A 25,871-nucleotide genomic window follows, 5' to 3' on the forward strand; every position below is an offset into this window, starting at 1 on the left:
CCTCTCACATCCGGAAGACGCCGAAGTTCGACGTCCCCTCCACCGGACCGTTGTGGATCGCCGACAAACACAGTCCGAGAACGGTTCTGGTGTCACGTGGATCGATCACGCCGTCGTCGTAGAGCATCCCGGACAGAAATGCCGGCACCGACTGCGCCTCGATCTGCGCTTCGATCATCTGCCGCATGGCGGCGTCGGCGTCCTCGTCCACGGTGCCGCCCCGCGCCTCGGTGGCAGCCCGCGACACGATCGAGATCACACCGGCGAGCTGCGCGGCGCCCATCACCGCCGATTTCGCGCTGGGCCAGGCGAACAGGAACCGCGGATCGTAGGCCCGACCGCACATCCCGTAGTGCCCGGCACCGTAGCTGGCGCCGACGAGCAGTGAGATGTGCGGGACCGTCGAGTTCGACACGGCGTTGATCATCATGGAGCCGTGTTTGATGATGCCGTTCTGTTCGTACTCCTTGCCCACCATGTAGCCGGTGGTGTTGTGCAGGAACAGCAGTGGCGTGTTGGCCCGGTTGGCGAGCTCGATGAACTGGGTGGCCTTCTGGGCCTCCTGACTGAACAGCACACCCTGGGCGTTGGCGAGGATGCCCACCGGGTAGCCGTGGATGTCGGCCCATCCGGTGCACAGCGAGTTGCCGTACTCGGGTTTGAACTCGTCGAAGTCGCTGTCGTCAACGATGCGGGCGATCACGTCGCGCGGATTGAACGGGATCTTGAGATCGGGTGGCACGATGCCGAGCAGATCGTCTGCGTCGTAACGCGGTTCGAGTACGGGGGTGCGCGGGTCGGGTCCCGCCTTGCGCCAGTTCAGCCGCGCGACGATCCGACGTCCGATGCGGATGGCGTCCTGTTCGTCGGCGGCGAAATAGTCGGCGAGGCCGGACTGGCGTGCGTGCATCTGCGCCCCGCCCAGTGACTCGTCGTCGCTCTCCTCACCGGTGGCCATCTTCACCAGCGGCGGACCACCGAGGAACACCTTCGACTGCTCGGCAATCATCACCACGTGGTCGCTCATGCCCGGCACATAGGCTCCTCCCGCAGTGGAGTTGCCGAACACAAGCGCGATGGTGGGGATACCCGCCGCCGAGAGCCGGGTGAGGTCGCGGAACATCCGGCCGCCGGGGATGAAGACCTCTTTCTGGGTGGGCAGGTCCGCGCCGCCCGACTCCACCAGTGAGATCACCGGGAGCCGGTTCTGCAGCGCGATGTCATTGGCGCGCAGCGTCTTGCGCAGCGTCCACGGGTTGGAGGTCCCACCCTTGACGGTGGGGTCGCTCGCCACGATGAGGCATTCGGTGCCTTCCACCACGCCGATGCCCATCACCACCGATGCGCCGACATGGAAGGCGGATCCATAAGCTGCCAGCGGGCAGAGTTCCAGGAAGGCCGAGTCCTCGTCGATGAGCATCTCGATGCGCTCACGGGCGAGCATCTTGCCGCGTTTGCGATGTCGCGCAACGTACTTCTCGCCGCCCCCGGCGACCGCCTTGTCGAACTCGACCTGCAGTTCGTCGAGTTTGTCGAGCATCGCCGTGCGCGCGGCCGCGAAATCCTCGTCGGCCGGGTCGATGGTGGACCGCAACACTGTCATCGTGAATTCTCCTGTGCTGTGGGCTGATACCCGAGTCGTTTGGCGGCGAGACCGGTCAGGATCTCGGTGGTGCCACCGCCGATGCCGAGGATGCGCATGTCGCGGTACTGGCGTTCGACTTCGGTGCCGGTCATGTAGCCGAGGCCGCCGAAGAGCTGCACGGCCTTGTCGACCACCCATTCGCCGGTTTCCACGGCGGTGTTCTTGGCGAAGCACACTTCGGCGATCAGGTCATCGTTCGAGGTCACCCGCCGGTTGATCACCGCGCGCACGTACGTGCGGGCCACGTCGATCCGGCGGGCCATCTCGGTGAGCGTGTCCTGAACGGCCTGCCGCGCGATGATCGGCTTGCCGAATGTCTCACGCTCACGCGCCCAGTCCAGCGTGAGATCGAGGCAACGCTGGGCACTCGCGTAGGCCTGCACCGCGAGCGCCGCCCGTTCGGTGACGAATGCGGCTGCGATCTGGGCGAACCCTGTGTTCTCCGCGCCCACGAGATTGCTCGCGGGCACCCGGACGTCGACGAAGGAGAGTTCTGCGGTGTCCGAGCATCGCCACCCCATCTTGTCGAGTGCGCGGGTCACGGTGAAACCTGGTGTGTCCTTGTCGATGACGAGCAACGACACACCGGAGGCGCCCGGGCCACCGGTCTGCACCGCGGTGACCACGAAGTCCGCGCGGACACCGGAGGTGATGTAGGTCTTGGCCCCGTTGACGAGGTAATCGTCGCCGTCGCGCACCGCGCGGGTGCGCAGATGTCCGACGTCGCTGCCCCCGCCCGGCTCGGTGATGGCGAGGCTGCCGATCTTCTCCCCGGCGAGAGTCGGTCGCACCCAGCGGTCGATCTGGTCGGGATCGCCTGCGGCGATGAGATGGGGCAACGCGATGCCGTGGGTGAACAGGGAGGCGAACACGCCGCCTGCGGCACCGCAGTAGTGCAGTTCCTCGGCGAGGATCGAGGCGTCGACGAGATCGCCGCCGCTGCCGCCTACATTCTCGGCAATGCCGAGTCCGAACAGTCCGAGTTTCGCCGCCTCGAGATGGATGTCGCGCTGGATCAGCCCGTCGCGTTCCCACTCGTCCTGGGCGGGCAGCACGTGGCGGGTGGTGAATGCGCGGACGGTCTCACGTAGCGCGAGGCGTTCGGGGGTATCCCACAAGGGGTCCGGAATGGGCACGGTCACGATCTCCGATCGTCGAGGAAGCTCAGTGGAATCGGCACCGGCCGGGAACGCAGCCATTCGCCCAGGCCTTTGGCCTGCGGGTCGAATCGCACATTGTCGGCGACGCCGCGACCGAGCACTCCCTCGATGACGAAGTTGACCGCACACAAGTTGGACAGCCGGTACCGCGACACCTCGAGGTCGGCGACCTCGGGGAGCAGTTTCTTGATGAGATCGACGTCGAGGGTCTCGTCGAGCCAATCGAAATGATCCCGATTGGGCACCCACACACCGACGTTCGCGCTGCCGCCCTTGTCGCCGCTGCGGGCGCCGGCGATGGTGCCGAGCGGCGCCGCGGCGGTGGGTCCACGATCGGTGGCGTCGGCGCCACGATTATCCGGTTCGTCGGTGGTGACCGTGGCGCGCAGCGGGCTCGGTTCGACACGCTCGGTGACCCCGTCGGCGAACGCCACACGATGCTCGATCAGTTCGGCGTCGACGTACCCGGGCTCGAAAACCCCATACGGCGAACCGTTTCCGGGCGGCGCGGTCATGGTGAACCCGGGATAGCTGGCCAGTGCGAGCTCCACGGCGGTGCTGCTGAAACCGCGGCCGACCTTCTTCGGATCGGTATCGCGGGCCACGCAACGCAGCAACGCGCTGGCCTGTTCCTCGGTGTTCGCGTCGGCCCGGTCGAGCCGGGAGAGCTCCCAGGTCATCTGTTGAGGCTCGGTGGGCAGTGCGGCGCGGAACTGATCGCGGAAGAGTTCGGCCTTCGCGTCGATGTCGAGTCCGGTGAGCACCAGCGTGATCTCATTGCGCACGCCGGCAAGGTGATTCAACGACACCTTGGTGGTCGCCGGCGGCGCTTCGCCACGCACCCCGGTGATCGAGACGCGGTCGTCGCCGGCCTGCGCCAGGGAGATGGTGTCGAGTCGGGTGGTGACGTCGGGTCCGAGGTAGCGCGGACCGCCGATCTCGTAGAGCAGTTGAGCGGTCACGGTTCCCACGGTCACTGCTCCCCCGGTGCCGGGATGTTTCGTGATCACCGACGTCCCGTCGGCGGCCACCTCGGCGATGGGGAATCCGAGGTGTCCCATCCGCGGGAGCTCGGTGAAGAACGAGTAGTTTCCTCCGGTCGCCTGGGCACCGCATTCGATGACGTGTCCGGCGACCACCGCCCCGGCCAATGCGTCGAGATCGCTGTATTCCCAGTCGAAGGCGCTCGCGGCGGGACCCACAGTGAGAGAAGCGTCGGTCACGCGACCGGTGACCACGATGTCGGCGCCCGAGTCAAGCGCCGCCTTGATGCCGAAGGCACCGAGGTAGGCGTTCGCGGTCAGCGGGGTACCGAGCCCGAGATCGTCGGCGCGGTCGAGCAGGTCGTCACCGTCGATGAAGGAGACTGCGGCCTGCACACCGACGGTGTCGGCGAGTTCGCGTAGCGCGACGGCCAGACCGTGCGGGTTGAGGCCACCGGCATTGGTGACGATCTTGACACCCTTGTCCAGGGCAAGGCCCAGGCACTCTTCCATCTGCCGCAGGAATGTCTTGGCGTAGCCCAGTTTCGGGTCCTTGAGTCGGTCGCGGCCGAGGATGAGCATCGTCAGTTCGGCGAGGTAGTCGCCGGTGAGGTAGTCGAGGTCGCCGCCGTCGAGCATTTCGCGCATGGCACTGAACCGGTCGCCGTAGAAGCCGGACGCGTTGCCGATGCGAACGGGCCGGCCGGTGTCGGCGGGATCGGGGTGAGTCATCGGGCCTCCTCCTGTTGCGAAGCGTGGTCGTGGTGTGTGCGGGCGACGGGCGCGCGACCGGCACCCGGCAGTCCGGCGAAACACTGTGCGATGGCAGCCCATTCGTGGGCGTGCTGACCGGATAGCTGGAGGTCGAGGTCGTCGAGAGCGCGGCGCTGGGTGACCAGTTTGCAGAAGTCCAGCGCCGGGCCGCGAACGGTTCCGTCGACGGCGTCAGGATCGTCGGGTCCCCAGGTCCACACCGCGCCCGACGGAGCGACGATCTCGTAACGGAAGGGGCGTTCGGGCGGGGTGCGGCCGTTGACCGCGTACGCGTAGTCGCGGGTGCGGACCCCGATGTGCACCACCGCCTTGATGCGGTCGGTCACCGGTAGCCGCACGCCGAGGGTGTCGACGATGTCGAGGCCGTGGGCCCAGACCTCCATGAGTCGCGCGGTGGCCATCGACGCCGCCGACATCGGCGGCCCGAACCATGGGATCTTCGCACCGTCGGGGACGTCGACAAGGGCGAGAGCCAGGTCGTCGCGGGCGACGCGCCAGTCGTCGAGGATCCGCGCCGGCTCGTGAGCGGCGCCCTCCTCGGCGGCCAGGTCCACGTATCCGGCCGGGTTCTGCGCGGCCTCGGCAAGCACCTCCGCGAACGCCCCCGGGTCGGTCGCCGCCATGGCTGCGATCCGATCGGTCCAGCTCAGATGCGCGATCTGGTGAGCGATCGTCCAGCCGGCGGCCGGGGTCGGCGTCGCCCAGTCCGCGTCGTCGAGCGGGGCAACGAGGTCGTCGAGCTCGGCGTTCGCAGCGGTGAGATCGGCGACGAGTTCGGTGACGATCGACATGAGACCAGCGTCACACAACGCTCCCCAGAAAGCAATCACTCGTGATTGTTTTTGCCTCCGGCAATTTGTACCGGTCCCTTATCCGTAGTGCACGTCCGCGACGCCTTCGGCGAGCAGCGTGCCGTCGTGCGCGATCATCCGGCCCGTGAAAGACGCCACGCGCCTGCCCACCTTGACGGCCTCGACGTCGACGATCACTTCGGCGCCGTGTACCGAGGGCGAGCGGAAGAAGCCGACCGACATGTCGGCGAGCCGGTAGTCGGCGCCGGGCGCCGTGTGCGCCTGCCCTGCAAGCGAGAACGCCTGTCCCACAATGGCGCCGATCACGCCACCGTGCATGGTGTCGAACGTGTTCGCCATCCACGGGTGCGTCTCGACGATGAACCGTAGGGTGTCGCCGGCAAGGTATGGCACATCGACCCGGCCACGCAGCAGATCCACGATGGGGCCGGCGGGCCGCACACCAGCCGCGATCTCTTCGACGATCCGTGCTCCACTGAGGGCGGTGGGGATGGGTTCGGGAAGCCGAATGCCTTGTGCTCGAGCACAATCGGGGATCGGCACCATCATCTCCAGCTCGTCTGTCGCCGACGCCCGGCTCACCGCCACATTGCGCGCGGTGCCGACGCAACAGGCGAGGCCGGTATCCGATGCGATTCGCACGGCGCCGACACCGGTCACGTCGTCGTGCAACTGGAGTTCTGCTGTCGCGGTGAGTCGGTCATCCACCGCGACGTAGCCGATCGCGGAGATGTTGAGTCGGGCCTGCATACAGGGGCCGACGGTCCGGTAATACGGGATTCCGCAAAGGTGGTCAAAGAGCACCGCGAAGGCGGGCAGGTCGATGCGGCCGCGGTGGTCGGCGAACTCGGCACAGAGTTGCTGCTCACACCGGGCCCGGTTGCCCTCCACCTCGAGGTTGCCAACGTGGAACACCGCCATCGGATCGGCGGGCCACCCGACGTCGAATCGTGCGGCAGAGCGGGCGCGATCGGTCATGTCACAGTCCTATCAAGCGATTCGCGGCCCCTCTTGGTCGCTGGTACCTTGTGTGACGAAAGGGACTGGTGATACTGATGGGACGAACTCTGGCTCGCGGCGGCGTTTCGTTGATCGTCGCTGCCGCCGCCACGACGGCAGCTCTGATGGGGACCGCAAACGCTTCGGCCGCGCCGACGCCCCCGACCACAACCGACATCGCGAAACTGTCGATCACGCAGACGCCGAATGTCGGCATCGCCATCAAGAACAACCTGCCCACCGGCGCGTTCGTGGCACCACTCGCCGCGGCGTCGTCCGGCGCGGACGCAACACGCGTCTGGGTGGAACCCATGCCCGGCAACGCATGTCTGACCAGCCTGTCAGGAGCACGGATCGGCATCACCTGGCGCAACGAATCATCCGGCCGTACAGGCACTTCGGTGTTCGCGGCCTGCCGCGGCGCCACCCCGGTGGTCAGTCCCGCGCTGCGGACCGGCACCGGCAAGATCTCCTTCACCACCAGCGTGGTGGGTCGCGGTGGACAGACCTTCACACTCAGCCCGGGGAGCGGCACCATCGATCGGTGACCGCTTCCCCGCTGGTTGAGCTTGTCGAAACCACCGCCACCGGACACGCTCGACGCGAAAGTGGGCACGCTCGACCGGCGTCGTGTGCGCTATCCCCCTTTGAGCCGTAGATCGGTGTCACCAGGTGACACCAAAGTACGGCACAGTCGGTAAGACCGCCGACGGCTCAACCGCTGGCTGAGCTCGCCCCGCCGCCGGTTGATCGCGCTTCCCCGCTGGTTGAGCTTGTCGAAACCACCCCACCGGACACGCTCGACGCGAAAGTGGGCACGCTCGACCGGCGTCGTGTGCGCTATCCCCCTTTGTGCCGTAGATCGGTGTCACCAGGTGACATCAAAGTACGGCACAGTCGGAATGCGGACCTCGGCTCAACAACTGGTTGAGCGCGCCCCGCCGCTGGTTGAGCTTGTCGAAACCACCGCCACCGGACACGCTCGACCCGGATCTGGGCACGCTCAACCCGAATCTGGGCACGCTCGACGGAACGCGGACCCCACCAGCGGAGTAGACAATATTCCAGATCTGTACACTCCTAGGTGAAACAGGTTCTAGATTTGGGCCATGGCCCAGACAGTCACCGAGCTCCTCATCGAACGCTCCGACGACGACTCCGTCGCGGTCCGGTACAACGACCGGCAATGGACCTGGCGGGAGCACATCGACGACGCCCGACACACGGCCGCCGCGGTACTCGCGCGAGCCGACGACACCCGGCCCATGCACATCGGCGTGCTGCTGGGCAACACTCCCACGATGCTCACCGCGCTGGCGGCCGGTGCGCTCGGCGGGTACGTGACCGTCGGGATCAACAACACCCGGCGCGGCGAGGCGCTCGCGAGCGACATCCTGCGCGGCGACTGTCAGATACTGCTCACCGACCCCGAGCACCTCACCCTGCTCGACGGCCTCGACCTGCCCGGGGTCCTCGTCATCGACACCACATCCGACGACTGGGCCGCCGCGCTCGCCGCTGCCGGTGAACTGACCCCGTACTCGGTGCCCACCGCCACCGACCCCTTCATGCTGATCTTCACTTCCGGCACCAGCGGCAACCCCAAGCCGGTTCAGCTGGCGCACATGCTGATTCCGTTCGCCGGCCCTCCGCTCGCGGAGAAATTCGAGATCACCTCCGACGATGTCTGCTATTTGTCGATGCCGTTGTTCCATTCGGCCGCGCTGCTCGGCGGATACTGTGTCGCCACCGCCACCGGCGCCTCGATGGTGCCCGCACAGTTCTCCGCATCGTCGTTCCTCGACGACGTTCGCCGCTACGGGATCACCTACATGAACTACGTCGGCAAACCCCTCGCCTACATTCTGGCCACCCCCGAGCGACCCGACGACGCCGACAACCCGCTGCGTGCGGCGTTCGGCAACGAGGCCACCGACCGCGACATCGACCAGTTCTCGCGACGCTTCGACTGCAAGGTCTGGGACGGTTTCGGTTCCACCGAGCTCGCCATCATCATCACCCGCGAACCCGGCACACCCGCAGGTTCGATCGGTAAGGGGTTTCCCGGTGTGGCGGTGTACAACCCGGCCACCGGAACCGAATGTCCGCCGGCCCAATTCGACGCGAACGGTGCCATCGCCAACGGCGACGATGCGATCGGGGAGATTGTCAATACGAGCGGCCCGGGCATGTTCACCGGGTACTACAACGACCCCGGTACCACCTCGGAACGGCTACGCGACGGAATGTACTGGTCGGGCGATCTCGCCTACAAGGACGCCGACGGGTGGATCTACCTCGCCGGCCGGACCGGCGACTGGATGAGAGTCGACGGGGAGAACATGACCGCGGGCCCCATTGAGCGCATCCTGCAACGCATTCCGGAGATCAGTCAGGTCGCCGTGTACCCGGTTCCCGACGAGCATGTCGGCGACGCAGTAATGGCCGCGCTGGTGCTCAACGACGACACCAAACTCACGCCCGGCGGCTTTGCCGACGCACTTCGCGCGCAACCGGATCTGTCACCCAAGGCATGGCCGACCTTCGTGCGGATCTCGCGGGCATTGCCCACCACCGCCACCAACAAGATCATCAAGCGCCAACTCCGCAACGACGGGATCAGCACCGCCCCTGGAGATCAGTTATGGGTCCGTCCCGCACGCACCACCGAATACCGGACCACCGATAGTGTCTGAACACACGAGCAACACCCTGCCCGAGCTCGGCTACTACGCACTTTCCCGGCATCCGGTCACACCGGCGGAGCTCGTCGCCGAGGCCCAGTTCGCCGAACGCATCGGTCTCGGCGCGGCGTTCGTGTCCGAGCGTTTCAACGTCAAGGACGCAGGCGTCCTCAGCGGGGCCCTCGGCGCGGCCACCTCCCGCATGGGGGTGGCAACGGCCGCGACCAACCACAACACGCGACACCCGATCATCACCGCCACGATGGGCGCCACCCTCGCCGAACTCACCGGCGACCGGTTCGCCCTCGGACTCGGTAGGGGCATCACTCCGCAGTGGCAGATCCTCGGCCTCGATCCGGTCACCGGCGCCCAACTCGCCGACATCGCCGACATACTCCGAAGACTGTGGCGCGGCGAGATGATCATCGGGCACGACGGCCCCGCAGGCACCTATCCGCTGCTCAATCTCGGTGTGACCGTGACACCTTTACCAATCCTGCTGGTCACGATGAGCCCGCGCACACTGGCGCTGGCCGGCCAGATCGCCGACGGTGTGGTGCTGCACACCTTTCTCGGTGATGAGGCCACCACGACGGCGGTGCGAGTGGTGCGCGACGCCGCCGAACGAGCAGGGCGCGATCCCGCCTCCATCCGAATATGGTCGGTGATGGCCACCGTCGGCGACGACCTCGCCGACGACGACCGACTGCGACGGCTCTACGGCCGGCTCGCCACGTACCTTCAGGGCTACCCCGACGTGCTGATGCGGGCCAATGGGTGGAGTCCCGACGACCTCGAGCGGTTGCGTGCCACCGATGCATTCACCGGAGCACACGGCCCCATCGACGCCACCGCGTCGACGGAGCAACTGGTGGAACTCGCAGCCGCGATTCCGCCGCACTGGGTCGCCGACAGCGCGGTCGGCTCGGCGGCGCAGTGCGCCGAAACCGTTGCACACCAGTTTGATCTGGGTGTCGACTCGGTGATCCTGCACGGCGCCACACCCACCGAACTGGCACCGGTCGTCGACGCGTATCGGGCGGTGCGGCCCGCGGGTCGCGACCACCTGTCGGCCAATCCGGGCCGGCTTCGATCACGAGAGGCAGTGGCATGACCACACATGTGCCCGTTCCCGCGGACATCCCCACCGACATCCGCGGCCTCACCCCCGCCTGGATCACCCAACTGCTCCGATCGCACGGTCACGACGTCGAGATCGACGACGTGACCGCCGAACCGATCGGTACCGGCCAGATGGCGAGTTCCTATCGCCTCCACCTCCGCTATTGCGCACCCACGCCGCTGCCCGGCACCATGGTCGCCAAACTGGCCACCGGACCGGAGGCACAGCGCGAATTCGGTTCGGGCGCATTCCGAAACGAAGTCCGTTTCTACCGTGAGCTCGCGCATACCATCCGCGTTCCGGTCCCCCGATGCCACGCGGCGGTGAGTTCGGCGTCGGGCGCCGAATTCGTGCTTCTTCTCGAGGACATCGCCGAGGCTGCACAGGGCGACCAGATCGCGGGATGTTCGGCCTCCCGGGTTCGCGACGTCGCCATCGCGGCGGCGGGTCTGCACGGACCGCGCTGGAACGATGCCGGACTCCTCGCCGACTACCCGCTGCCGACCGACGAGGACCGGGCGCTGATGGAGTCGGTCACCGAACCGATGGCCGACGTCTTCAGGTCCCGCTTCGAACTCACCGCACTGGAGTCGGCCACCGTCGACTGGCTGGTCCGTGATGCCGGCGCCTGGCTGATCGCTCCGATCGAGCACTTCGCGTTGATCCACGGGGATCTCCGCGTGGACAACGTGCTCTTCGGGCCCGACGACGCAGTGACGGTGATCGACTGGCAGACCATCACCACCGGGCATCCGATGCGCGACATCGCATTTCTCGTGAGCACCAGCCTCACAACCGATGACCGGCGGATCAACGAACGCGCCATCGTGGCCGACTACCACCGCGCACTGACCGACTTCGGGGTGGATTCCTCCGCGTACGGACTCGACCAGTGCTGGCAGGATTACGTGACCTCACTCATCCAGGCTCCCCTCATCATCGTGTTCGGTTGCGCAGCAGCACAACCCACCGAACGGGGTGACGCGATGTTCCGGGTCATGTTGCAGCGCGCGGCAGCAGCGGTCGACGACCTTAATCCAGGTGCACTCCGGTGACGAGCCTGGTCATCGGGGCGAGTGGTTTCCTGGGTTCCACACTCACCCGGCACCTGGTCGCCACCGGAGAGGACGTCCGCGTCCTGGTCCGGGAGTCGAGTGACACGAGTGCGATCGACGATCTCGACGTGACGCGGGTGGTGGGGGAACTGTCCGATGCGTCGGCCATCACCGAAGCGATGCTGGGTTGCGACGACGTCTATCACTGCGCGGTCGACACCCGGGCCTGGCTCACCGATCCCGCGCCGCTTTATCAGACCAACGTCGAACTGCTGCGGAACGTACTCGAGGTGGCATCACGGCTTCCGTTGCATCGCTTCGTGTTCACCAGCACCCTGGCCACCATCGGCCGTCGTCGAGGTCGCGTCGTCGACGAGTCGGTGGCGTTCAACTGGAACAGGGCGGCCACCGACTACGTGCGCTCGCGCGTGGCCGCGGAGAACCTGGCCCTGCGATACGCCCGCAAGCACGGCGTGCCGGTGGTCGCCATGTGCGTCTCGAACACCTATGGCCCCGGGGACTTGGCGCCCACCCCGCACGGCGCGTTCGTGGCCGGCGCCGCATTGGGAAAGCTGCCCTTCGGGATTCGGGGGATGCGTTGTGAATCCGTGGGAATCGACGACGCCGCCGACGCGCTGATCCTGGCGGCCGCGCACGGACGCAACGGCGAACGCTACATCGTCTCCGAGCGCTTCATCGATCTCGGCGACGTGATCAAAGTGGCCGCTGCGGCCGCCGGACGCGAGCCACCACGACCCGTGCTCAATCGGCCGACCCTCTACGCCCTGGGTGCGCTGGGTTCGATGCGGTCCACTCTGACGCGTTCCCCCGGGCGGCTGCGGTGGGGCACCGTCCGGCTCATGCATTACATGTCGGAGATGGACCATTCCAAGGCCGAGCGGGAACTGGGCTGGCACCCGCAACCGGTCACCCACGCCATCGCCGCGGGCGCGCAATTCTGGGTGCAGCGCGCCAAAGCTCGCCGGCGTGCCTGACGGCCGGGCGGTTTGCGCCGGATCCGGGGCCGACGTCGGTGGTGGCCGGTTCGCGTGTTCGCGCCGGGCCCTGGACCTCTGGAATCATGACCGTTCATGAGGACGCTTCACAATGCCGACATCCCCTCGTGGCTCGTCACCATCTCGTGGATCAGCGTCGCGCTGGCAGTGTGTTGCGCCGTGCTCGTCACCATCGACATCGTGCGCAGACCGCAACCGATGCCGGTGATGAACCTCGTGTGGCCGATCGTCACCCTGTTCGGCTCGGTGGCCTGGGCGGCGGCGTACCTCTGGTGGTCGCGCGCCCAACCGCGCACCGCGACGGCCGACGACAAGCCCGACGAGTCCATGGACGACATGGACATGGACGACATGGACATGGGCAACGAGTCCACCGACAACGGGGACACGGGCAACGGGGACTCCATGCCGGGCATGACGATGACACCGGCTCTCGGCCTGTCGGGCAAGGAGCATTCGATGCGGGTGTCGACATTCGTCGGTACCTGCCACTGCGGTGCCGGTTGTTCGCTCGCCGACCTCATCGTGGAGTGGGCGGTGTTCGCGGTCCCGGTGGTGGCGGTGCTCGGCGGATGGCATTGGCTGTTCGCCGACTCGATCTACGCCGAATGGGTGCTGGCCTACATCGTCGCCTACATCATCGGCATCGCCTTCCAGTACTTCTCCATCGCGCCGATGCGCGGCCTCGGCGTGGCCGACGGACTCAAGGCCGCCATCAAAGCCGACACCTTGTCGATCACGTCCTGGCAGGTGGGCATGTACGCGACCATGGCCGTGGTGCAGTTGGCGATCATGCCCGCCTGGCTCGACGGACGTCTGGCCGTCAACACCCCGGTGTTCTGGGCGATGATGCAGATCGCGATGGTGGTCGGTTTCGCCACCGCCTACCCGGTCAACTGGTGGCTCATCGGCACCGGCATCAAGGAACGCATGTAGCCAGGAATGCTCAGCGCAGCAGACCGGCGAGTTCGGTGAGGCTGTAGGGCGCCGCCTCCTTGTGGTCGCGGTAGGCGATGAAGGTGGGTTGCTGCGGATCGAACCGCCCGATGAATCCGCCGGAGACACTGAAGATCTGACCGGTGATGTCGGCGGCGGCGTCACTGGCCAGAAACGTGTACATGGGGGCCACATAGTCCGGCGGTGCCGGGTCGAGCGCGGCGTCGCGAGTGAACTCGTCGAGAATCCCCCTGCTGTGCAGGTCCTCGATGTGGCGGACGTAGTCGTCGCCCGACGACAAGCGCGACTTGGCGCCCGGCATCACCACGTTCACCCGTACACCTGTGCCCCGTAGATCGCCCGCCGCGGCCAGCGCGAGCGCGTTCACCCCGCCCTTGGCCGCGGGATAGCCACTGCCCCCGAAGGTTCCCAGCGACGCCGCCGAGCCGGTCAGCACGATCGAACCCGTCCCCTGCTCGACGAACACGCGACCGGCGGCCCGGGTGAGGAAGAACGCGCTCATCAGATGCGCGTCCACCTGCGCCCGGAACTCGTCGGGCTCGATCGTCAACACCGTCGACCCGGCGGGCTCGGCGATGCCCGCACAGTTGATCGCGATGTCCAGCGCACCGAATTGCGCCAGTGCGGTGTCGACCATCTGCTGGGCGACACCCTCGTCACCGGCAGAACCGCAGACGCCCACCGCATATCCTGCGCCGCCGACGATCTCGGCGACCGTATCGTCGACGGCCGTCTTGTCGCGCCCGTTGATCACCAACGACACACCGCGACCCGACAACGCGTAGGCCACGGCCAGGCCGATGCCCCGGGTGGCACCGGAGATGACGGCCACCCGGCCGGCGAGCCGCGCGTCTACCGGCATGTCGGGTGTCATCACACCGAGCTGCCGACAGGGGTGATCGGCAACGACGTGCCCCGGTCGACGAATTGGAAGTCGGCTCCCGAGCTGAAGCGCACCAGTGCCACCTCACCCGACTCCTCGAGGGACTCGTGCGACACCGAGAATGTGACCACCAGGGCTGTGCCGTCGTCGACGGCCGACGCCACCACCCAGTGCGGATCGACCGCGGTGGCGATGGCCTGCAACGGCTCGGTGTGGTCCTCGTCGAACAAGGTGATCCATCCGCCGTCGGCGCGGGCCGGCGATTCGTGCGGAATACGCACGGTGACACCCGGACCCGTCGCCTCGGCGGTCACCCCGGTGTACTGCACCGGGCCGAGTACCGGATGTAGTGACATCACGCCGGCCAGTCCGGCCGCGTCCGGGGGAAGCCGCAGCGCCGCGCGCAGCCGGTCTGCGGCCAGCCCGGCGATACCGGTCAGCTGCTTGCGATAGATCGCGGTGACCTGTTCGGCGTCGGCGGCGTGACGACGCAGCGACACCAGAAATCCCAGCGCGAGCAGTTGGTGTTGCAGTGCCACCTCTTCGGCGATCCGCACCAGCGCGGTCGCCGACCATTCGCGGAACTGCAGGTCGTCGCGCAGCGCGCCGCGGTAGTCGATGTGTCCGTCGGTCGCGCCGGGGTCGATGTCGCTCAATTCCACGGTCGCGGCGTGACGGCTGAACATCTCCTCCGCATCGGCCGGCAGCGGCAACTCCTCGCGGTCGGGTTCGATGGTCACCGTCCACGCGCAGTGCGGATGCCGGTCGGCGGGCCGTCGCGGTGGCCGGTGGATGGGCCGGATCCGGGCGCGCCGGTTGGTGGCGATCGCGGTGGCGTCGAATGTCGGGTCCTCGATGTCGTGGCACATCGCCGTGACGTACTCGTCGCCGAGAGGTTCCACATCCATCAGTGCGCCACAGTGATTCAGCACAAAAGCACCGTGATAGCGGTCGGTGATCTCATAGCGGAAGTCCATGAATTGCGGCGGCGCGCCGATATCGAGTTGCAGGCACTTGAACATGTCCTCGACACCGTCGCCGTCGATACCGAGGGCGGTCCGCATCCGCGCGGTATACACCGGGCTGGCCGCCATCCACTCCTCGATGGCGACCCGGGTCATCGTCTCCCGACCGAAGGCACTGATCAGGTGCGCCATGCCGCTGCGGTCGATGAGCTGACCGGACAACAGCAGTTCCGGGACGATGGTGGCGAGTTGATTCTCGGTGAGGTCGGAGTACGTCCGGGCCGGTGACGTCATCTCGATGGTCACCAGAATTCGACAGGTGACTTGCCGAAGGGATACCAGCCCGGCTGATCCCCGGTGGCCTTCTCGATCCGCTTGAGCATGCCGTCGCTCATCGCGTTGTCCTTGAGGAGTTCGATGAACAGCGCCGACACGTTGCCGTAGTCGAAGAAGTCACGCTGCCAACGGAACTGGAAATTGCCACCGTACTTGAACCAGCTGCCCTGGATGCCCTCGAGCGCGTAATGGGTGCCGTCCTCACGGGTCCGGTCATAGACCTGCTTCCAGAAGCCGATCATGTCGCCGGTCGTGTCGTCGATCACCCATTGCTGATACGGATAGGTCCACCCTTCGAGACCCTCCATCTCCTGCCCGAGTGCGATGTCGCGGATCTCATCGCGGCCGACGGCCATGAAATCCTTTTCGGGACCATAGTTCCAGCCGTAGGTGGCGTCCTCGGTGTAGAAGTCCGCCAACGGTTTCCAGTCACCCGCCTTTTCCGCTTCGATGTTCGCGGCGAGCCACCGTTGCTTCATCTCCTCGAGTTCGGCGCGATCGAACGGCCCGGTGTTCTGTGTCATGTGCATTACCTCTGTTCGTCCCTGTGTTCGTCGTCGATGGTCTCGACGATTCTCAGCGCCTGGGTCGGGCAGTACTGCACTGCCGCTTCCACCTCGGCGCGTTGACTCTCGTCCGGATGGGGATCGAGGATCTCCACGTGATCCTTCTGCGCGGAGAACACATCCGGGGCCTCCAGCTCGCACATCCCGTGCCCTTGGCAGATATCGAGATCCACCTCGATTCGCATACCGGCGCTCCTACCGAACCCGCCTGCGGTACCGCACCACGCATGGCTGCTGGAGTTGGACCACCATCTTCGAATGGTCGTTGCGGTAGGTGTCGGCCGGCTGAGCCATCTCGAAGTCGTAGTTCTGGAACAGCACCGAGAAGATCGCCTTCAGCTGCATGATGGCGAACTGCGCACCCACACAGCGATGTCGACCGGCGCCGAAGGGGATCCACGTCCACCGGTTCACCAGATCCTCCTGCCGCGGCTTGTCGTACCGCGTCGGGTCGAAGCTGTTCGGTTCGGGAAAGTCCTCGGGCAACCGGTTGGACACCGCGGGCGACACCGCGATTGTCTGACCCGCCTTGATCTCGAAGTCCTCGATGTGAAAGTCCTCCTGCACCAGCCGCATGAGGATGATCAGCGGCGGGTGCAGACGCAGTGTCTCCTTGAACGCGTTCTCCAGCTTGGGCATCTGCCGGGTGTGGGCGAACGTGTATTCGGGCCGCTCCCCTTCCGGGGTATCGCCGTAGATCGCGTCGAGCTCCTCGTACACCTCGCGCATGTAGTCCGGATTGCACAGCAACTCGATCAGCGTCCACGCCGAGGTGCCCTGCGTGGTGTGGTGGCCCGCGAACATCATGGAGATGAACATGCCGGTGATGGTGTTGGCATCGAATCCCACCGACACCAGCACATCCATCAGATCGCGATCCTCCTTGCTCTCCGGAGGATTCGCGATGCGCTCGGTCATCACTCCTTCGATGAACGTCACCAGTTCTGCGCGCGCGGCATCGCGCCGGCGGAAGCTGTCGATGTCGGCGTGCATGTCGACATAGGCCATCGGGTCGGTGCCGCGTTCGAGGTCGTGGAAGAGCTCGGAGATGTGCTTGTCGAGCTGTTCGCGGAACTTTCGTCCGATCAGGCAGGCCGAGGAGGTGTACATGGTGAGTTCCCCGAAGAACTCCAGGAGATCGATCTCGCCCTCGTCGCCCATCCGCTCCACCATGCGTTCCACCTCGTGGGGGATGGTGACGGCGTGCAGTTTCATGTGCGAACCCTTGAGGGCCGCATTGTGAATCGCCTCGGAGCGCTTCTCGGGACTGGTGTCGAATACCACCCCCTCGCCGAACACCGGCGTCATGAACGGATACGCCGCGGCCTGATCGAGCAGCTCGTCGGGCGCCCGGAAGAACTCCTCGTTGGCCAGCGCGCCGGACACCAGCACCACCTCGCGGTCGGCGAGCTGGAACTGTCCCACGTCGCCGCACTCTTCACGGACGCGCCAGAACAGAGAGATCGGATCGGTCGCGAGCTCGTGGAGGTGGCCGTATTCGCCGTCTCCTCCGGAAACCCGCTTGGGGGTGGTCAGGGTGGTCACTGGTTGTCTCCTTCGCCGTTCTTGTCGCGCTTGATCGCGCCTTCGGCCTCGACTTCGACGACACGCATGTGCGCGCCGCGGGGCATGCCGACGATGGCCGAGATCGCCTGTGCAATGTGTTCGGGCTGAAGAAAATTGCCGTGCCGGGCCAATCCGTGGGAGATCCACGAATTGAGCATCTTCTCCATCACCTCGGGTTCGAGGTTGAAACCCATCCCGGTGATGGTCTGGCCCGGCCGGACGATGCTGGCGCGCACGCCGGTCCCCTCGAGTTCGAGTTGCACCGTGGCGACAAGTCCGTCGACACCCATCTTCGCGGCCACGTAGGCCGACGACCAGGGCCGTGGGTGGACGGCCACATCCGAGCCGATGAACACGAAATCGCCACGGCCCCTCTCGATCATGCCCGGCACGATGGTGCGGTACAGCCGGTGGGCGCCGACGAGGTGGATGTCGACCTGCGACGCGAAGTCGGCCTCACTCATCTCGTAGGAGAGCCCCACGTCGAGGTCGCCGGCACCGGAGATCGCGATCTCGATCGGACCGAGCGCGGCTTCGGCCTTGGCGACGCAGTCACGCACCGCGACCTCGTCGGTGACGTCGAGCGGCACCGCGACCGCTTCGCCACCGGACGCGGTGATCGCCTCGGTCAGTTCCTGCAGCTTCTCCACCCGGCGTGCCGCGAGCGCCACCGGATAGCCTGCGGCGGCGAGGTATTCGGCGGTGGCGGCGCCGATTCCCGAGGATGCACCGGCAACCAGGACGGGTCTGCGTTCGGGATGAGGAATGTAGGCCATCAGCGCACCGTCACCTTCACCGGGAGCGACGCGAAGCCGCGCACATTCACCGAGTGCACACGTTCGGCGTTGTCGGCGTCGATCTCCACGGCGCGGATCGAGCGCATCACCTCGCCCAGACCGATGTTGGCCTCCAGTCGCGCCAGATGCGCGCCGAGGCAGAAGTGTGTTCCCATACCGAAACTCATCAGTGCCTGCCCGCAATCCCGGCCGATCTGATACCGGCCCGCGTGATCGAACACGTCTTCGTCGCGGTTTGCCGACCCCACGAGCAGCAGCACGCGTTGACCGGCGGGGATCACGTGGTCGCCGTACTCCACGTCGGCGGCGACCTTGCGCAACACCATCTGGGTGGAGTTGTCGTAGCGCAGCGTCTCCTCCGTCCATCCCGGGACCGCGTCGGGGTCGGCGAACACCTTGGCCAGTTCGTCGGGGTTGCGCCACCCCCAATACAGGGCATTGGCAAGCAGTTTGGTGGTCGTCTCGTTTCCGGCCACCACCATCAGCACCATGAACCCGACGATCTCGTCCTCGGTCAGCGCCGTCGTACCGCCGGCCTCGTCGTCGATCTCCGCGGTGATCAGCGCCGAGAGCAGATCCTCGCCGAGGTTCTTGCGTCGCTCGGCGATCATGGCCGAGTAGTACTTGTGCAACTCGAGGTAGGCGTAGACCGCCGCATCGGGAATGTCGAGGACTCCCTCCTCGCGATGCAGCAACAGATCGGACTGGTGGCGCAGATGTGCACGATCGGATGCCGGCACTCCGACGAGTTCGGAGACTACGTCCATCGGGAGCAGCCCGGCGAAGTCGGCGACGTAGTCGAACTCGCCCTTGTCCAGGCATTTGCTCCAATGTTGTTGCGTCAGTTCGGCGATCCGCCCGGCGAGATCGTTCACCCGGCGCGGCGTGAATCCCTTGGACACCAGCTTGCGGATACGCATGTGCTTGGGATCGTCCATCGCGAGGAACGACATCGACTTGTGCGCGTCCGGCCCGTACGACGACGGGTCCATCGACACACCCCACGCGTTGGACAGATTCACGCTGTCGCGAAACGCGTTGCGCACGTCCTCATGCCGGGCGAGTGCCCAGAAGTCGAGGTCGGAGTTGTAATAGACCGGCGCCTGCTCGCGCAGCTGAGCGTAGGTCGGGTACGGGTCCTCGTGAAATGCGTAGGCGTACGGGTCGAATGGGACCCGTTGCTGCATTCCCGCTACCGCAATGGTGTCGGTCATCGATATTCCTCCGTTGCTGGTACTCACCCCGACGCCGGCCACGGCCCGGGGTTGAATCAGGGCTGGGTTCGGTTGAGGATGAGGCGCGCCGCGGCAACGAGCCGCTCCGATGTCTGTTCGTAACTGAGGTGTCCCATGCCGGCGTGCACAAGACCACCCGCGTAGAGCATCTCGATCGCGTCGACCACCGGCCCGGGGTCGACCGGATCGACGTTCAGGGCATGCGCGAGTCGCTGGCGGATGAATCCGCCGATCCGCAACCGCAGGTGTTCGACGTCGGGATCGGTACCGAGAAGCGCCACGGTGACCGCACCGCCGAGCTGCCCCTCCCCCGCCACCACCATCGACACGTCGCGCAGCACCTGCGCGACCCGTTCGTCGGCGGGCAGTGCCGGGTCGGATTCGGGAACCCCGTCGGCCAGGCGGCGCCAGAACACCTCGGCCACGAGGTGGCTCTTCGACGAGAAGTACGTGTACGCGGTGGCCGGTGCCACCCCGGCGCGCTTGGCCACCGACCGCACGGTCAAACCGTCGAAACCGTCCGTGTTCAGCACTTCCACCGCGGCGTCGGTGAGCCGGGCAACCGTTTCGGCCTGCTGTTGCGTCAGGCGTCGGCGGGTCGATTCCTGCGACACGGGGCTGGACATGTGGTGGACGTTACACTAGCGTCGAACGGGAGTCCAGACACCTGTCCAGATGGAGTTCCAGCACATGCCCCTCAGACCTGAATCCGCGTCGGATCTACTCATCGACGGCAAACTCGTTCCCGGTGGCGGCGGGACCTTCGAGATCCTCAACCCGGCCACCGAGGAAGTCATCGGGCGGGCGGCCGACGCCACCACCGCCGACATGGACGCCGCGATCGGCGCGGCGCGGCGCGCCTTCGACACCACCGACTGGGCGCGTGATCATGCCCTGCGCGCCCGCTGTCTGCGGCAACTGCGCGACGCGCTACGCGGCCACATCGACGAGCTGCGGGAGCTGACGGTGGCCGAGGTCGGGTGCCCGGTGTTCCTCACCCACGGACCCCAGCTCGAGGGCCCCATCGACGATCTGGGCTACTTCGCCGACCTGGCCGAGAGTTACACATGGACAACAGATCTCGGCGAGGCCAAGCCGATGGGTCTGAAGAATCGTCGCGAGGTGCGTGCCGAGGCGGCCGGTGTGGTGGGCGCGATCACACCGTGGAACTTCCCGCACCAGATCAACTTCGCCAAGATCGGGCCGGCGCTGGCCGCGGGCTGCACGGTGGTTCTCAAGCCCGCACCCGACACCCCGTGGTGCGCAGCCCTGGTGGGCACGGTGATCGCCGAGGAGACCGACTTCCCGCCCGGCGTGATCAACATCGTCACCTCCAGCGATCACGCGCTCGGAGCACAGCTCGCCGAGGACCCGCGTGTGGACATCGTGTCGTTCACCGGATCCACCGCGACCGGCAAGAAGGTGATGGCTTCGGCCGCAACCTCACTCAAGAAGGTGTTCCTCGAACTCGGCGGCAAGTCGGCGTTCATCGTGCTCGACGATGCCGACCTCGCCGCCGCCTGCTCGATGGCCGCGTTCGCGGTGGTCACCCATGCCGGGCAGGGCTGCGCCATCACCACCCGGCTCCTGGTGCCCCGCAACCGACTCGACGAGGCCATCACCGCCACCCGCGATTCACTCGCCGGACTGGCCGCCGGGGACCCCAGCGACTCCGGAACCATCTGCGGCCCACTGATCTCGGCCCGGCAGCGCGACCGCGTCGAGTCCTACATCGCACTCGCGCGCGACGAGGGCGGCACCATCGAGATCGGCGGCACCCGTCCCGGCGACAAGGACACGGGCTACTTCGTGTCGCCGACCCTGATCTCTGGTGTCGACAACTCCAGCCGCGTGGCGCAAGAGGAGATCTTCGGCCCCGTTCTGGTGATCATCGGCCACGACGGCGACGACGACGCCATCCGCATCGCCAACGATTCGCCGTACGGATTGTCGGGGGCGGTGTGGGGCACCGATCCCGATCGGATCGACAAGGTGGTCAACGGCGTTCGCACCGGCACCATGTCGATCAACGGTGGCATCTGGTATTCGGCCGACGTGCCGTTCGGCGGCTACAAGCAATCCGGCATCGGGCGCGAGATGGGGGTGGCCGGTTTCGAGGAGTACCTCGAGACCAAGGCCGTGGCCACCCCGGCCTGATCGTCCACCCCCATCACGCCCACACCCTTCGCACCCGACATCATTCGACATACAGAGAGCAGGCATCGCACATGGACTCACTTCGCTTCAGGGACAAGACAATCATCGTCACCGGCGCCGCCGGTGGGATCGGCGAGGCCTACGCGAGGGCGCTCGCGGCCGAGGGCGCATCGGTGGTGGTTGCCGACCTCAACGACGAGGCGGGCGAGAAGGTCGCCGCCGACATCGGTGGGCGGTACGTCCACACCGATGTCTCCGACCCGGACTCGGCACTCGCACTGGCCGAGGCCGCCGCCGAAGCCACCGGTCGCGTCGACGGCCTCATCAACAACGCGGCCATCTACGGCGGCATGAAACTCGACTTCCTCATCACCGTCCCGTGGGACTACTACAAGAAGTTCATGAGCGTCAATCTCGACGGCGCACTCAACGTCACCCGCGCGGTCTACCCGAAGATGACCTCGGGCGGCGCCATCGTCAACCAATCCTCCACCGCCGCATGGCTCTACAGCGGCTTCTACGGGCTGGCCAAGGTGGGGGTCAACGGCCTGACCCAACAGCTGGCCGTGGAACTGGGCGGACAGAACATCCGGGTCAACGCCATCGCGCCGGGCCCCATCGACACCGAGGCAACCCGTACCACCACGCCCAAGGAGATGGTCGACGACATCGTGAACCGGTTGCCGCTCAAACGTTTCGGCACCCCCGAGGACCTGGTGGGCATGTGCCTGTTCCTGTTGTCCGACGAGGCGTCGTGGGTCACCGGGCAGATCTTCAACGTCGACGGAGGACAGGTCATCCGCTCATGACCGAGACCGTCGCCCCACCGCGACTGGGGTACGTGGGCCTGGGCAACATCGGTGGCCCGATGGCGGGCCGCCTCGCCAAGGCGCCCGGTGGCCTCACCGTGTTCGATCTCGCCCCCGACGCCGTCGAAAGGCTGGTCGACCAGGGCGCCCGCGCGGCCGGCTCCCTGGCCGAGCTCGCCGACGCCGCCGACATCATCGGCATCTGCGTCGTCAACGACGACCAGGTGCGCACGGTGGTCGCCGGCGACGGTGGACTGCTCTCGGCGGCACGCCCGGGCACCATCATCACGGTGCATTCCACGATCAGCCCGGCCACCGCCGTCGCACTGGCCGCGACCTGCGCCGAACACGGGGTGACACTGCTTGATGCGCCGATCTCCGGTGGTGCGCCCGGTGCGGAGCAGGGCCGGCTCGCGATCATGGTCGGTGGACCGCGCGAGGCCTACGAACGCCTCAAAGAACCCTTTTCGGCGGCCGCGGACATGCTGGTGCACGCGGGCAGCGAGGTGGGTTCGGGAACCAAGATGAAGCTGGCGCGCAACCTGCTGCACTTCATCTCGTTCACCGCGGCCACCGAGGCATCGCGGCTGGCCGAGGCCGCAGGCATCGACATCGCGAAACTCGGCAAGGTGGTGCGCCACACCGATGCCATCACCGGCGGGGCCGGTGCGATCATGCTCCGCGACACCACGGCGCCCATCGATGCCGACGATTTCTGGTACGGCGTGTTCACCCACGTGCGAGCCTTGGGCGAGAAGGACCTGTCGCTCGCACTCGACCTCGGGGCCGAACTCGGCGTGGACCTGCCGCTGGGCACCCGTGCCCGCGCCGATCTCGCCGCCGGCCTCGGGGTTCCGCATCGCGAAGGAGAGAAATGACCAACGTCGAAGAATCCGCCCCCACCGACCAGCGTCGCCGTGGCCTGGAGATGATGTCGAAGGTGTACGGCTGGGAGATGTCCGACGGCCCGGGTCTGCACTTCGCGCACACCGCCGACCAGCTCTTCGCCGAGGTGTGGTCGCGGCCCGCGCTGAGCATCCGGGACCGCCGGCTCATCCTGCTCGGCGCGCTGGCCGCGTCGGGTCAGGTCGACGTCGCCGAGATCCAGGCGGGCGCCGCGCTGACCAATGAGGAACTCACCCCCGAACAGCTCGAGGAGATCGCACTGTTCCTGTGCTACTACGTGGGCTGGCCGATCGGCACCAAGATGAACATGATGTTCGGCCAGGTGATCGGCAAGCACCGCAGTGGAAGGGGCTAGCCTTCGGGATATGTCCCAGGCCATCACCTTCACCGAACTCACCCGCGGACAGGGTCATTCGATCATGTCGGCCACCCCCGGACCGGATCTGGCCCGTCACGGCTACACCGAGACCGAATACTCGGCTCGGGGGGTGGCGCGACGTTTCGCGACCGTCGACGACACGGCCACAGGTATCGAAGAAGCGGGTACGGCCCCCTTCGTGACGCGGATCCTGGTGCGCCGCCCCGCCGCCGATTCCGCCTTCGACGGTCACGTCGTCGTCGAGTGGTTCAACGTGAGCAGCGGCAACGACTCGGCACCGGAGTACACCTACCTCGCACCGGAGATCATCCGTGCCGGCTCGGCGTGGGTCGGGGTGTCCGCGCAGTACACCGGGATCGCCGGCGGTCCCGATTCGGTGGATCTGGAGACCACCGGCACCGGCGCCGCGGGAGTCTCCCAGCAGGGCCTGGCCGCCAAGGATCCCGATCGCTACGGCGAACTCTCCCACCCCGGCGATGCCTACTGTTACGACATCTTCGGAACGGTGACCAAGGCGTTGCACGACAACGGTTCCCTCGGCCATCCGCTGTCCGGACTGTCGGTACGACGCGTGATCGCCGCCGGGGAATCGCAATCCGCGATGGCACTCACCACCTACGTCAACCTGTTCACCCGCGTACACCGCGCCATCGACGGCGCCCTGATCCACTCGCGGCCGGTGGGCGCACTCCCGGCCCACCCCGACTCGCCGGCAGTGGACATCTCGTCGGCGTATCACGGCGCGCCGGTGCCCATCTCCGCGGACTGCGGCATTCCGGTGTTCGTGGTGCAGACCGAGACCGACGTGCTCACCGACTTCGACTACGTCCGTGCCCGTCAACCCGATTCGGAGGTGCTGCGCGTGTGGGAGGTGGCCGGTAGCTCCCATGCCGACATCGTCCAGATCGGCGAGTACGAACATCTGCTCGGCTGCCCCAATCCGGTGAACCGCGGGCAACAGGTCTTCGTGCTGCGTGCGGCCCTGCACCACCTGCGCGGCTGGATCGATGAGGGCGTCTCACCACCGACGGCCGAGCCGCTCGCGGTGCTCCTCGATCGCACACCGCCCGGCTACGCTCTCGACGAGGCCGGAAACGTCCGCGGCGGGGTGCGGACACCGTGCGTCGACGTGCCCACCGAGGTGCTCAGTGGCGTGTTGACCGGCGACGCACCGCGGATCTGCATCCTGTTCGGCTCCACCACGCTGATGTCCGAAGATGCTCTACGGCAACGCTATACGGACCCCGACGACTATCTCCACCAGTACGTCGCCGCCACCGATACCGCGATCGGGCGCGGCATGATCCTGCCCGCCGACCGCACCGCGGTGCTGGCCGACGCCCGGCCCGACCCGATCCCAACCGAAAGCGAGTAGGCCCATGAAGTTCACCCTGGAGGACATCTCGCAGGAGGAGATCCTTCGGCGCCACACCACCTTCGAACCACTGGTGGACTCCGTACGCGACCTGATCGACGCGGTGATCCGCACCGAGGTGGACGACGAGGTGCTGCACGACGCGCGCGAGGTGATCGCGGAAGTAGTGGATCGGCTGCGCAGCAGGCAGATCGACGGACCGTACGGGGTCCGCCACACCAGCGACTACGTCGGGATGCCATGGGGCAACGCGGTGATCGGAATGCGCAACGCGATCGCGCCGCCGCTGCGCACCGTCAAGGCCGACGGCGAGGCCAGCGCGACATTCACCCTCGGGGCCGCCTACGAGGGCCCGACCGACCACGTACACGGCGGCGTCTGCGCGATGGTGCTCGATCACGTCCTGGGTGAGGCGGCCAGTCTCGATCACGTGCCGTGCTACACGGGCACCATCTCGGTGCGGTACCTGCGGCCCACCCCGCTCGGCGAGCTGCACGTCCGTGCCTCCATCGTCGAGCGCGACGGCCGCAAGAAGATCGTGCGCGGCACGATCTCGGACGCCGACGGGGCCACCGCGGAGGCCGAGGGCATCTTCATCGTGCCCAAGGAGTGGACCGGGCCGATGCCGCATGTCTTGCGCGAGGACAACTGAGCGCAAGCACCGGATGATCCTCGGCCCCGTCCCGATC

At 66.7% G+C, this 25,871-nt stretch carries 25 protein-coding genes; 12 read left to right on the forward strand and 13 right to left on the reverse strand.

Features of this window, described 5'->3' with window-relative positions:
* Positions 1-4: 4 nt before the first annotated feature.
* The 5 genes from ACWDTD_RS08270 to ACWDTD_RS08290 all read right to left on the reverse strand — a co-directional run bounded on the left by ACWDTD_RS08270 (position 5) and on the right by ACWDTD_RS08290 (position 6,352).
* Complete coding sequence (locus ACWDTD_RS08270) at positions 5-1,603, reverse strand: acyl-CoA carboxylase subunit beta (RefSeq protein ID WP_449746613.1); 1,599 nt, start codon at positions 1,601-1,603, stop codon at positions 5-7.
* Positions 1,600-2,781, reverse strand: coding sequence for an acyl-CoA dehydrogenase family protein (locus ACWDTD_RS08275; RefSeq protein ID WP_449746761.1), 1,182 nt, complete (start codon positions 2,779-2,781; stop codon positions 1,600-1,602). Before ACWDTD_RS08275 ends, ACWDTD_RS08270 begins: the two co-directional genes overlap by 4 nt.
* Before the next feature lie 2 nt (positions 2,782-2,783).
* The gene (locus ACWDTD_RS08280; RefSeq protein ID WP_449746614.1) at positions 2,784-4,520 is read right to left on the reverse strand and encodes an acyclic terpene utilization AtuA family protein; all 1,737 of its coding nucleotides are present in this window, start codon (positions 4,518-4,520) and stop codon (positions 2,784-2,786) included.
* Positions 4,517-5,353 (reverse strand): TIGR03084 family metal-binding protein, encoded by an 837-nt coding sequence (locus ACWDTD_RS08285; RefSeq protein ID WP_449746615.1) that lies wholly within the window; start codon positions 5,351-5,353, stop codon positions 4,517-4,519. Before ACWDTD_RS08285 ends, ACWDTD_RS08280 begins: the two co-directional genes overlap by 4 nt.
* A 78-nt stretch (positions 5,354-5,431) precedes the next feature.
* Complete coding sequence (locus ACWDTD_RS08290; protein ID WP_449746616.1) at positions 5,432-6,352, reverse strand: PaaI family thioesterase; 921 nt, start codon at positions 6,350-6,352, stop codon at positions 5,432-5,434.
* Positions 6,353-6,429: 77 nt separating this feature from the next.
* Between ACWDTD_RS08290 and ACWDTD_RS08295 the strand changes: the two genes are divergently transcribed.
* From ACWDTD_RS08295 to ACWDTD_RS08320, 6 genes are all read left to right on the forward strand, one after another.
* Positions 6,430-6,921: a hypothetical protein gene (locus tag ACWDTD_RS08295; protein ID WP_449746617.1), complete on the forward strand. Its 492-nt coding sequence runs from the start codon at positions 6,430-6,432 to the stop codon at positions 6,919-6,921.
* Positions 6,922-7,482: 561 nt separating this feature from the next.
* Positions 7,483-9,069, forward strand: coding sequence for a fatty-acid--CoA ligase FadD1 (gene fadD1 / locus ACWDTD_RS08300; RefSeq protein ID WP_449746618.1), 1,587 nt, complete (start codon positions 7,483-7,485; stop codon positions 9,067-9,069).
* A complete protein-coding gene (locus tag ACWDTD_RS08305; RefSeq protein WP_449746619.1) occupies positions 9,062-10,171 on the forward strand; it encodes a TIGR03857 family LLM class F420-dependent oxidoreductase in 1,110 nt (369 codons plus the stop codon). The genes fadD1 and ACWDTD_RS08305 overlap by 8 nt, the downstream gene beginning before the upstream one ends.
* A complete protein-coding gene (locus ACWDTD_RS08310; RefSeq protein ID WP_449746620.1) occupies positions 10,168-11,235 on the forward strand; it encodes a phosphotransferase family protein in 1,068 nt (355 codons plus the stop codon). The genes ACWDTD_RS08305 and ACWDTD_RS08310 overlap by 4 nt, the downstream gene beginning before the upstream one ends.
* Entirely contained in the window at positions 11,232-12,230 is a 999-nt protein-coding gene (locus ACWDTD_RS08315; protein ID WP_449746621.1) for an NAD-dependent epimerase/dehydratase family protein, read from the forward strand. The genes ACWDTD_RS08310 and ACWDTD_RS08315 overlap by 4 nt, the downstream gene beginning before the upstream one ends.
* 96 nt (positions 12,231-12,326) lie before the next feature.
* Positions 12,327-13,187: a DUF4396 domain-containing protein gene (locus ACWDTD_RS08320; RefSeq protein WP_449746622.1), complete on the forward strand. Its 861-nt coding sequence runs from the start codon at positions 12,327-12,329 to the stop codon at positions 13,185-13,187.
* Between the two features lie 10 nt (positions 13,188-13,197).
* Here the strand turns inward: ACWDTD_RS08320 and ACWDTD_RS08325 are convergent, their stop codons facing one another.
* Genes ACWDTD_RS08325 through ACWDTD_RS08360 form a run of 8 tightly spaced genes read right to left on the reverse strand, consistent with a single transcriptional unit; the run spans position 13,198 to position 20,182 of the window.
* Entirely contained in the window at positions 13,198-14,082 is an 885-nt protein-coding gene (locus ACWDTD_RS08325; protein WP_449746623.1) for an SDR family NAD(P)-dependent oxidoreductase, read from the reverse strand.
* Complete coding sequence (locus tag ACWDTD_RS08330) at positions 14,082-15,350, reverse strand: hypothetical protein (protein WP_449746762.1); 1,269 nt, start codon at positions 15,348-15,350, stop codon at positions 14,082-14,084. The genes ACWDTD_RS08325 and ACWDTD_RS08330 overlap by 1 nt, the downstream gene beginning before the upstream one ends.
* 8 nt (positions 15,351-15,358) lie before the next feature.
* Positions 15,359-15,916, reverse strand: coding sequence for a nuclear transport factor 2 family protein (locus ACWDTD_RS08335; RefSeq protein ID WP_449746624.1), 558 nt, complete (start codon positions 15,914-15,916; stop codon positions 15,359-15,361).
* Positions 15,917-15,921: 5 nt separating this feature from the next.
* Positions 15,922-16,143: a ferredoxin gene (locus ACWDTD_RS08340; protein WP_449746625.1), complete on the reverse strand. Its 222-nt coding sequence runs from the start codon at positions 16,141-16,143 to the stop codon at positions 15,922-15,924.
* Between the two features lie 10 nt (positions 16,144-16,153).
* On the reverse strand, positions 16,154-17,503 hold the full coding sequence (locus tag ACWDTD_RS08345; protein ID WP_449746626.1) for a cytochrome P450: 1,350 nt from the start codon (positions 17,501-17,503) through the stop codon (positions 16,154-16,156).
* Positions 17,500-18,300, reverse strand: coding sequence for an SDR family oxidoreductase (locus ACWDTD_RS08350; protein WP_449746627.1), 801 nt, complete (start codon positions 18,298-18,300; stop codon positions 17,500-17,502). Before ACWDTD_RS08350 ends, ACWDTD_RS08345 begins: the two co-directional genes overlap by 4 nt.
* Positions 18,300-19,535 (reverse strand): cytochrome P450, encoded by a 1,236-nt coding sequence (locus ACWDTD_RS08355; RefSeq protein ID WP_449746628.1) that lies wholly within the window; start codon positions 19,533-19,535, stop codon positions 18,300-18,302. The genes ACWDTD_RS08350 and ACWDTD_RS08355 overlap by 1 nt, the downstream gene beginning before the upstream one ends.
* 56 nt (positions 19,536-19,591) lie before the next feature.
* A complete protein-coding gene (locus tag ACWDTD_RS08360) occupies positions 19,592-20,182 on the reverse strand; it encodes a TetR/AcrR family transcriptional regulator (RefSeq protein WP_449746629.1) in 591 nt (196 codons plus the stop codon).
* 64 nt (positions 20,183-20,246) lie between these two features.
* On the opposite strand from ACWDTD_RS08360, the gene ACWDTD_RS08365 reads away from it, so the two are divergent.
* The 6 genes from ACWDTD_RS08365 (at position 20,247) to ACWDTD_RS08390 (ending at position 25,834) form a co-directional block, all read left to right on the forward strand.
* Entirely contained in the window at positions 20,247-21,713 is a 1,467-nt protein-coding gene (locus ACWDTD_RS08365; protein ID WP_449746630.1) for an aldehyde dehydrogenase, read from the forward strand.
* 71 nt (positions 21,714-21,784) lie between these two features.
* Positions 21,785-22,522 carry an SDR family oxidoreductase gene (locus ACWDTD_RS08370; RefSeq protein WP_449746631.1) on the forward strand — a complete coding sequence of 246 codons (738 nt, stop codon included), beginning with the start codon at positions 21,785-21,787 and terminating at the stop codon, positions 22,520-22,522.
* Complete coding sequence (locus ACWDTD_RS08375; RefSeq protein ID WP_449746632.1) at positions 22,519-23,400, forward strand: NAD(P)-dependent oxidoreductase; 882 nt, start codon at positions 22,519-22,521, stop codon at positions 23,398-23,400. The genes ACWDTD_RS08370 and ACWDTD_RS08375 overlap by 4 nt, the downstream gene beginning before the upstream one ends.
* On the forward strand, positions 23,397-23,783 hold the full coding sequence (locus ACWDTD_RS08380; RefSeq protein WP_449746633.1) for a carboxymuconolactone decarboxylase family protein: 387 nt from the start codon (positions 23,397-23,399) through the stop codon (positions 23,781-23,783). Before ACWDTD_RS08375 ends, ACWDTD_RS08380 begins: the two co-directional genes overlap by 4 nt.
* Positions 23,784-23,793: 10 nt before the next feature.
* Positions 23,794-25,182, forward strand: coding sequence for an alpha/beta hydrolase domain-containing protein (locus ACWDTD_RS08385; protein ID WP_449746634.1), 1,389 nt, complete (start codon positions 23,794-23,796; stop codon positions 25,180-25,182).
* 4 nt (positions 25,183-25,186) lie between these two features.
* Positions 25,187-25,834: a PaaI family thioesterase gene (locus ACWDTD_RS08390; RefSeq protein ID WP_449746635.1), complete on the forward strand. Its 648-nt coding sequence runs from the start codon at positions 25,187-25,189 to the stop codon at positions 25,832-25,834.
* The last annotated feature ends 37 nt before the right edge of the window (positions 25,835-25,871 follow it).

Source organism: Gordonia sp. NPDC003425 (genome assembly GCF_053588635.1).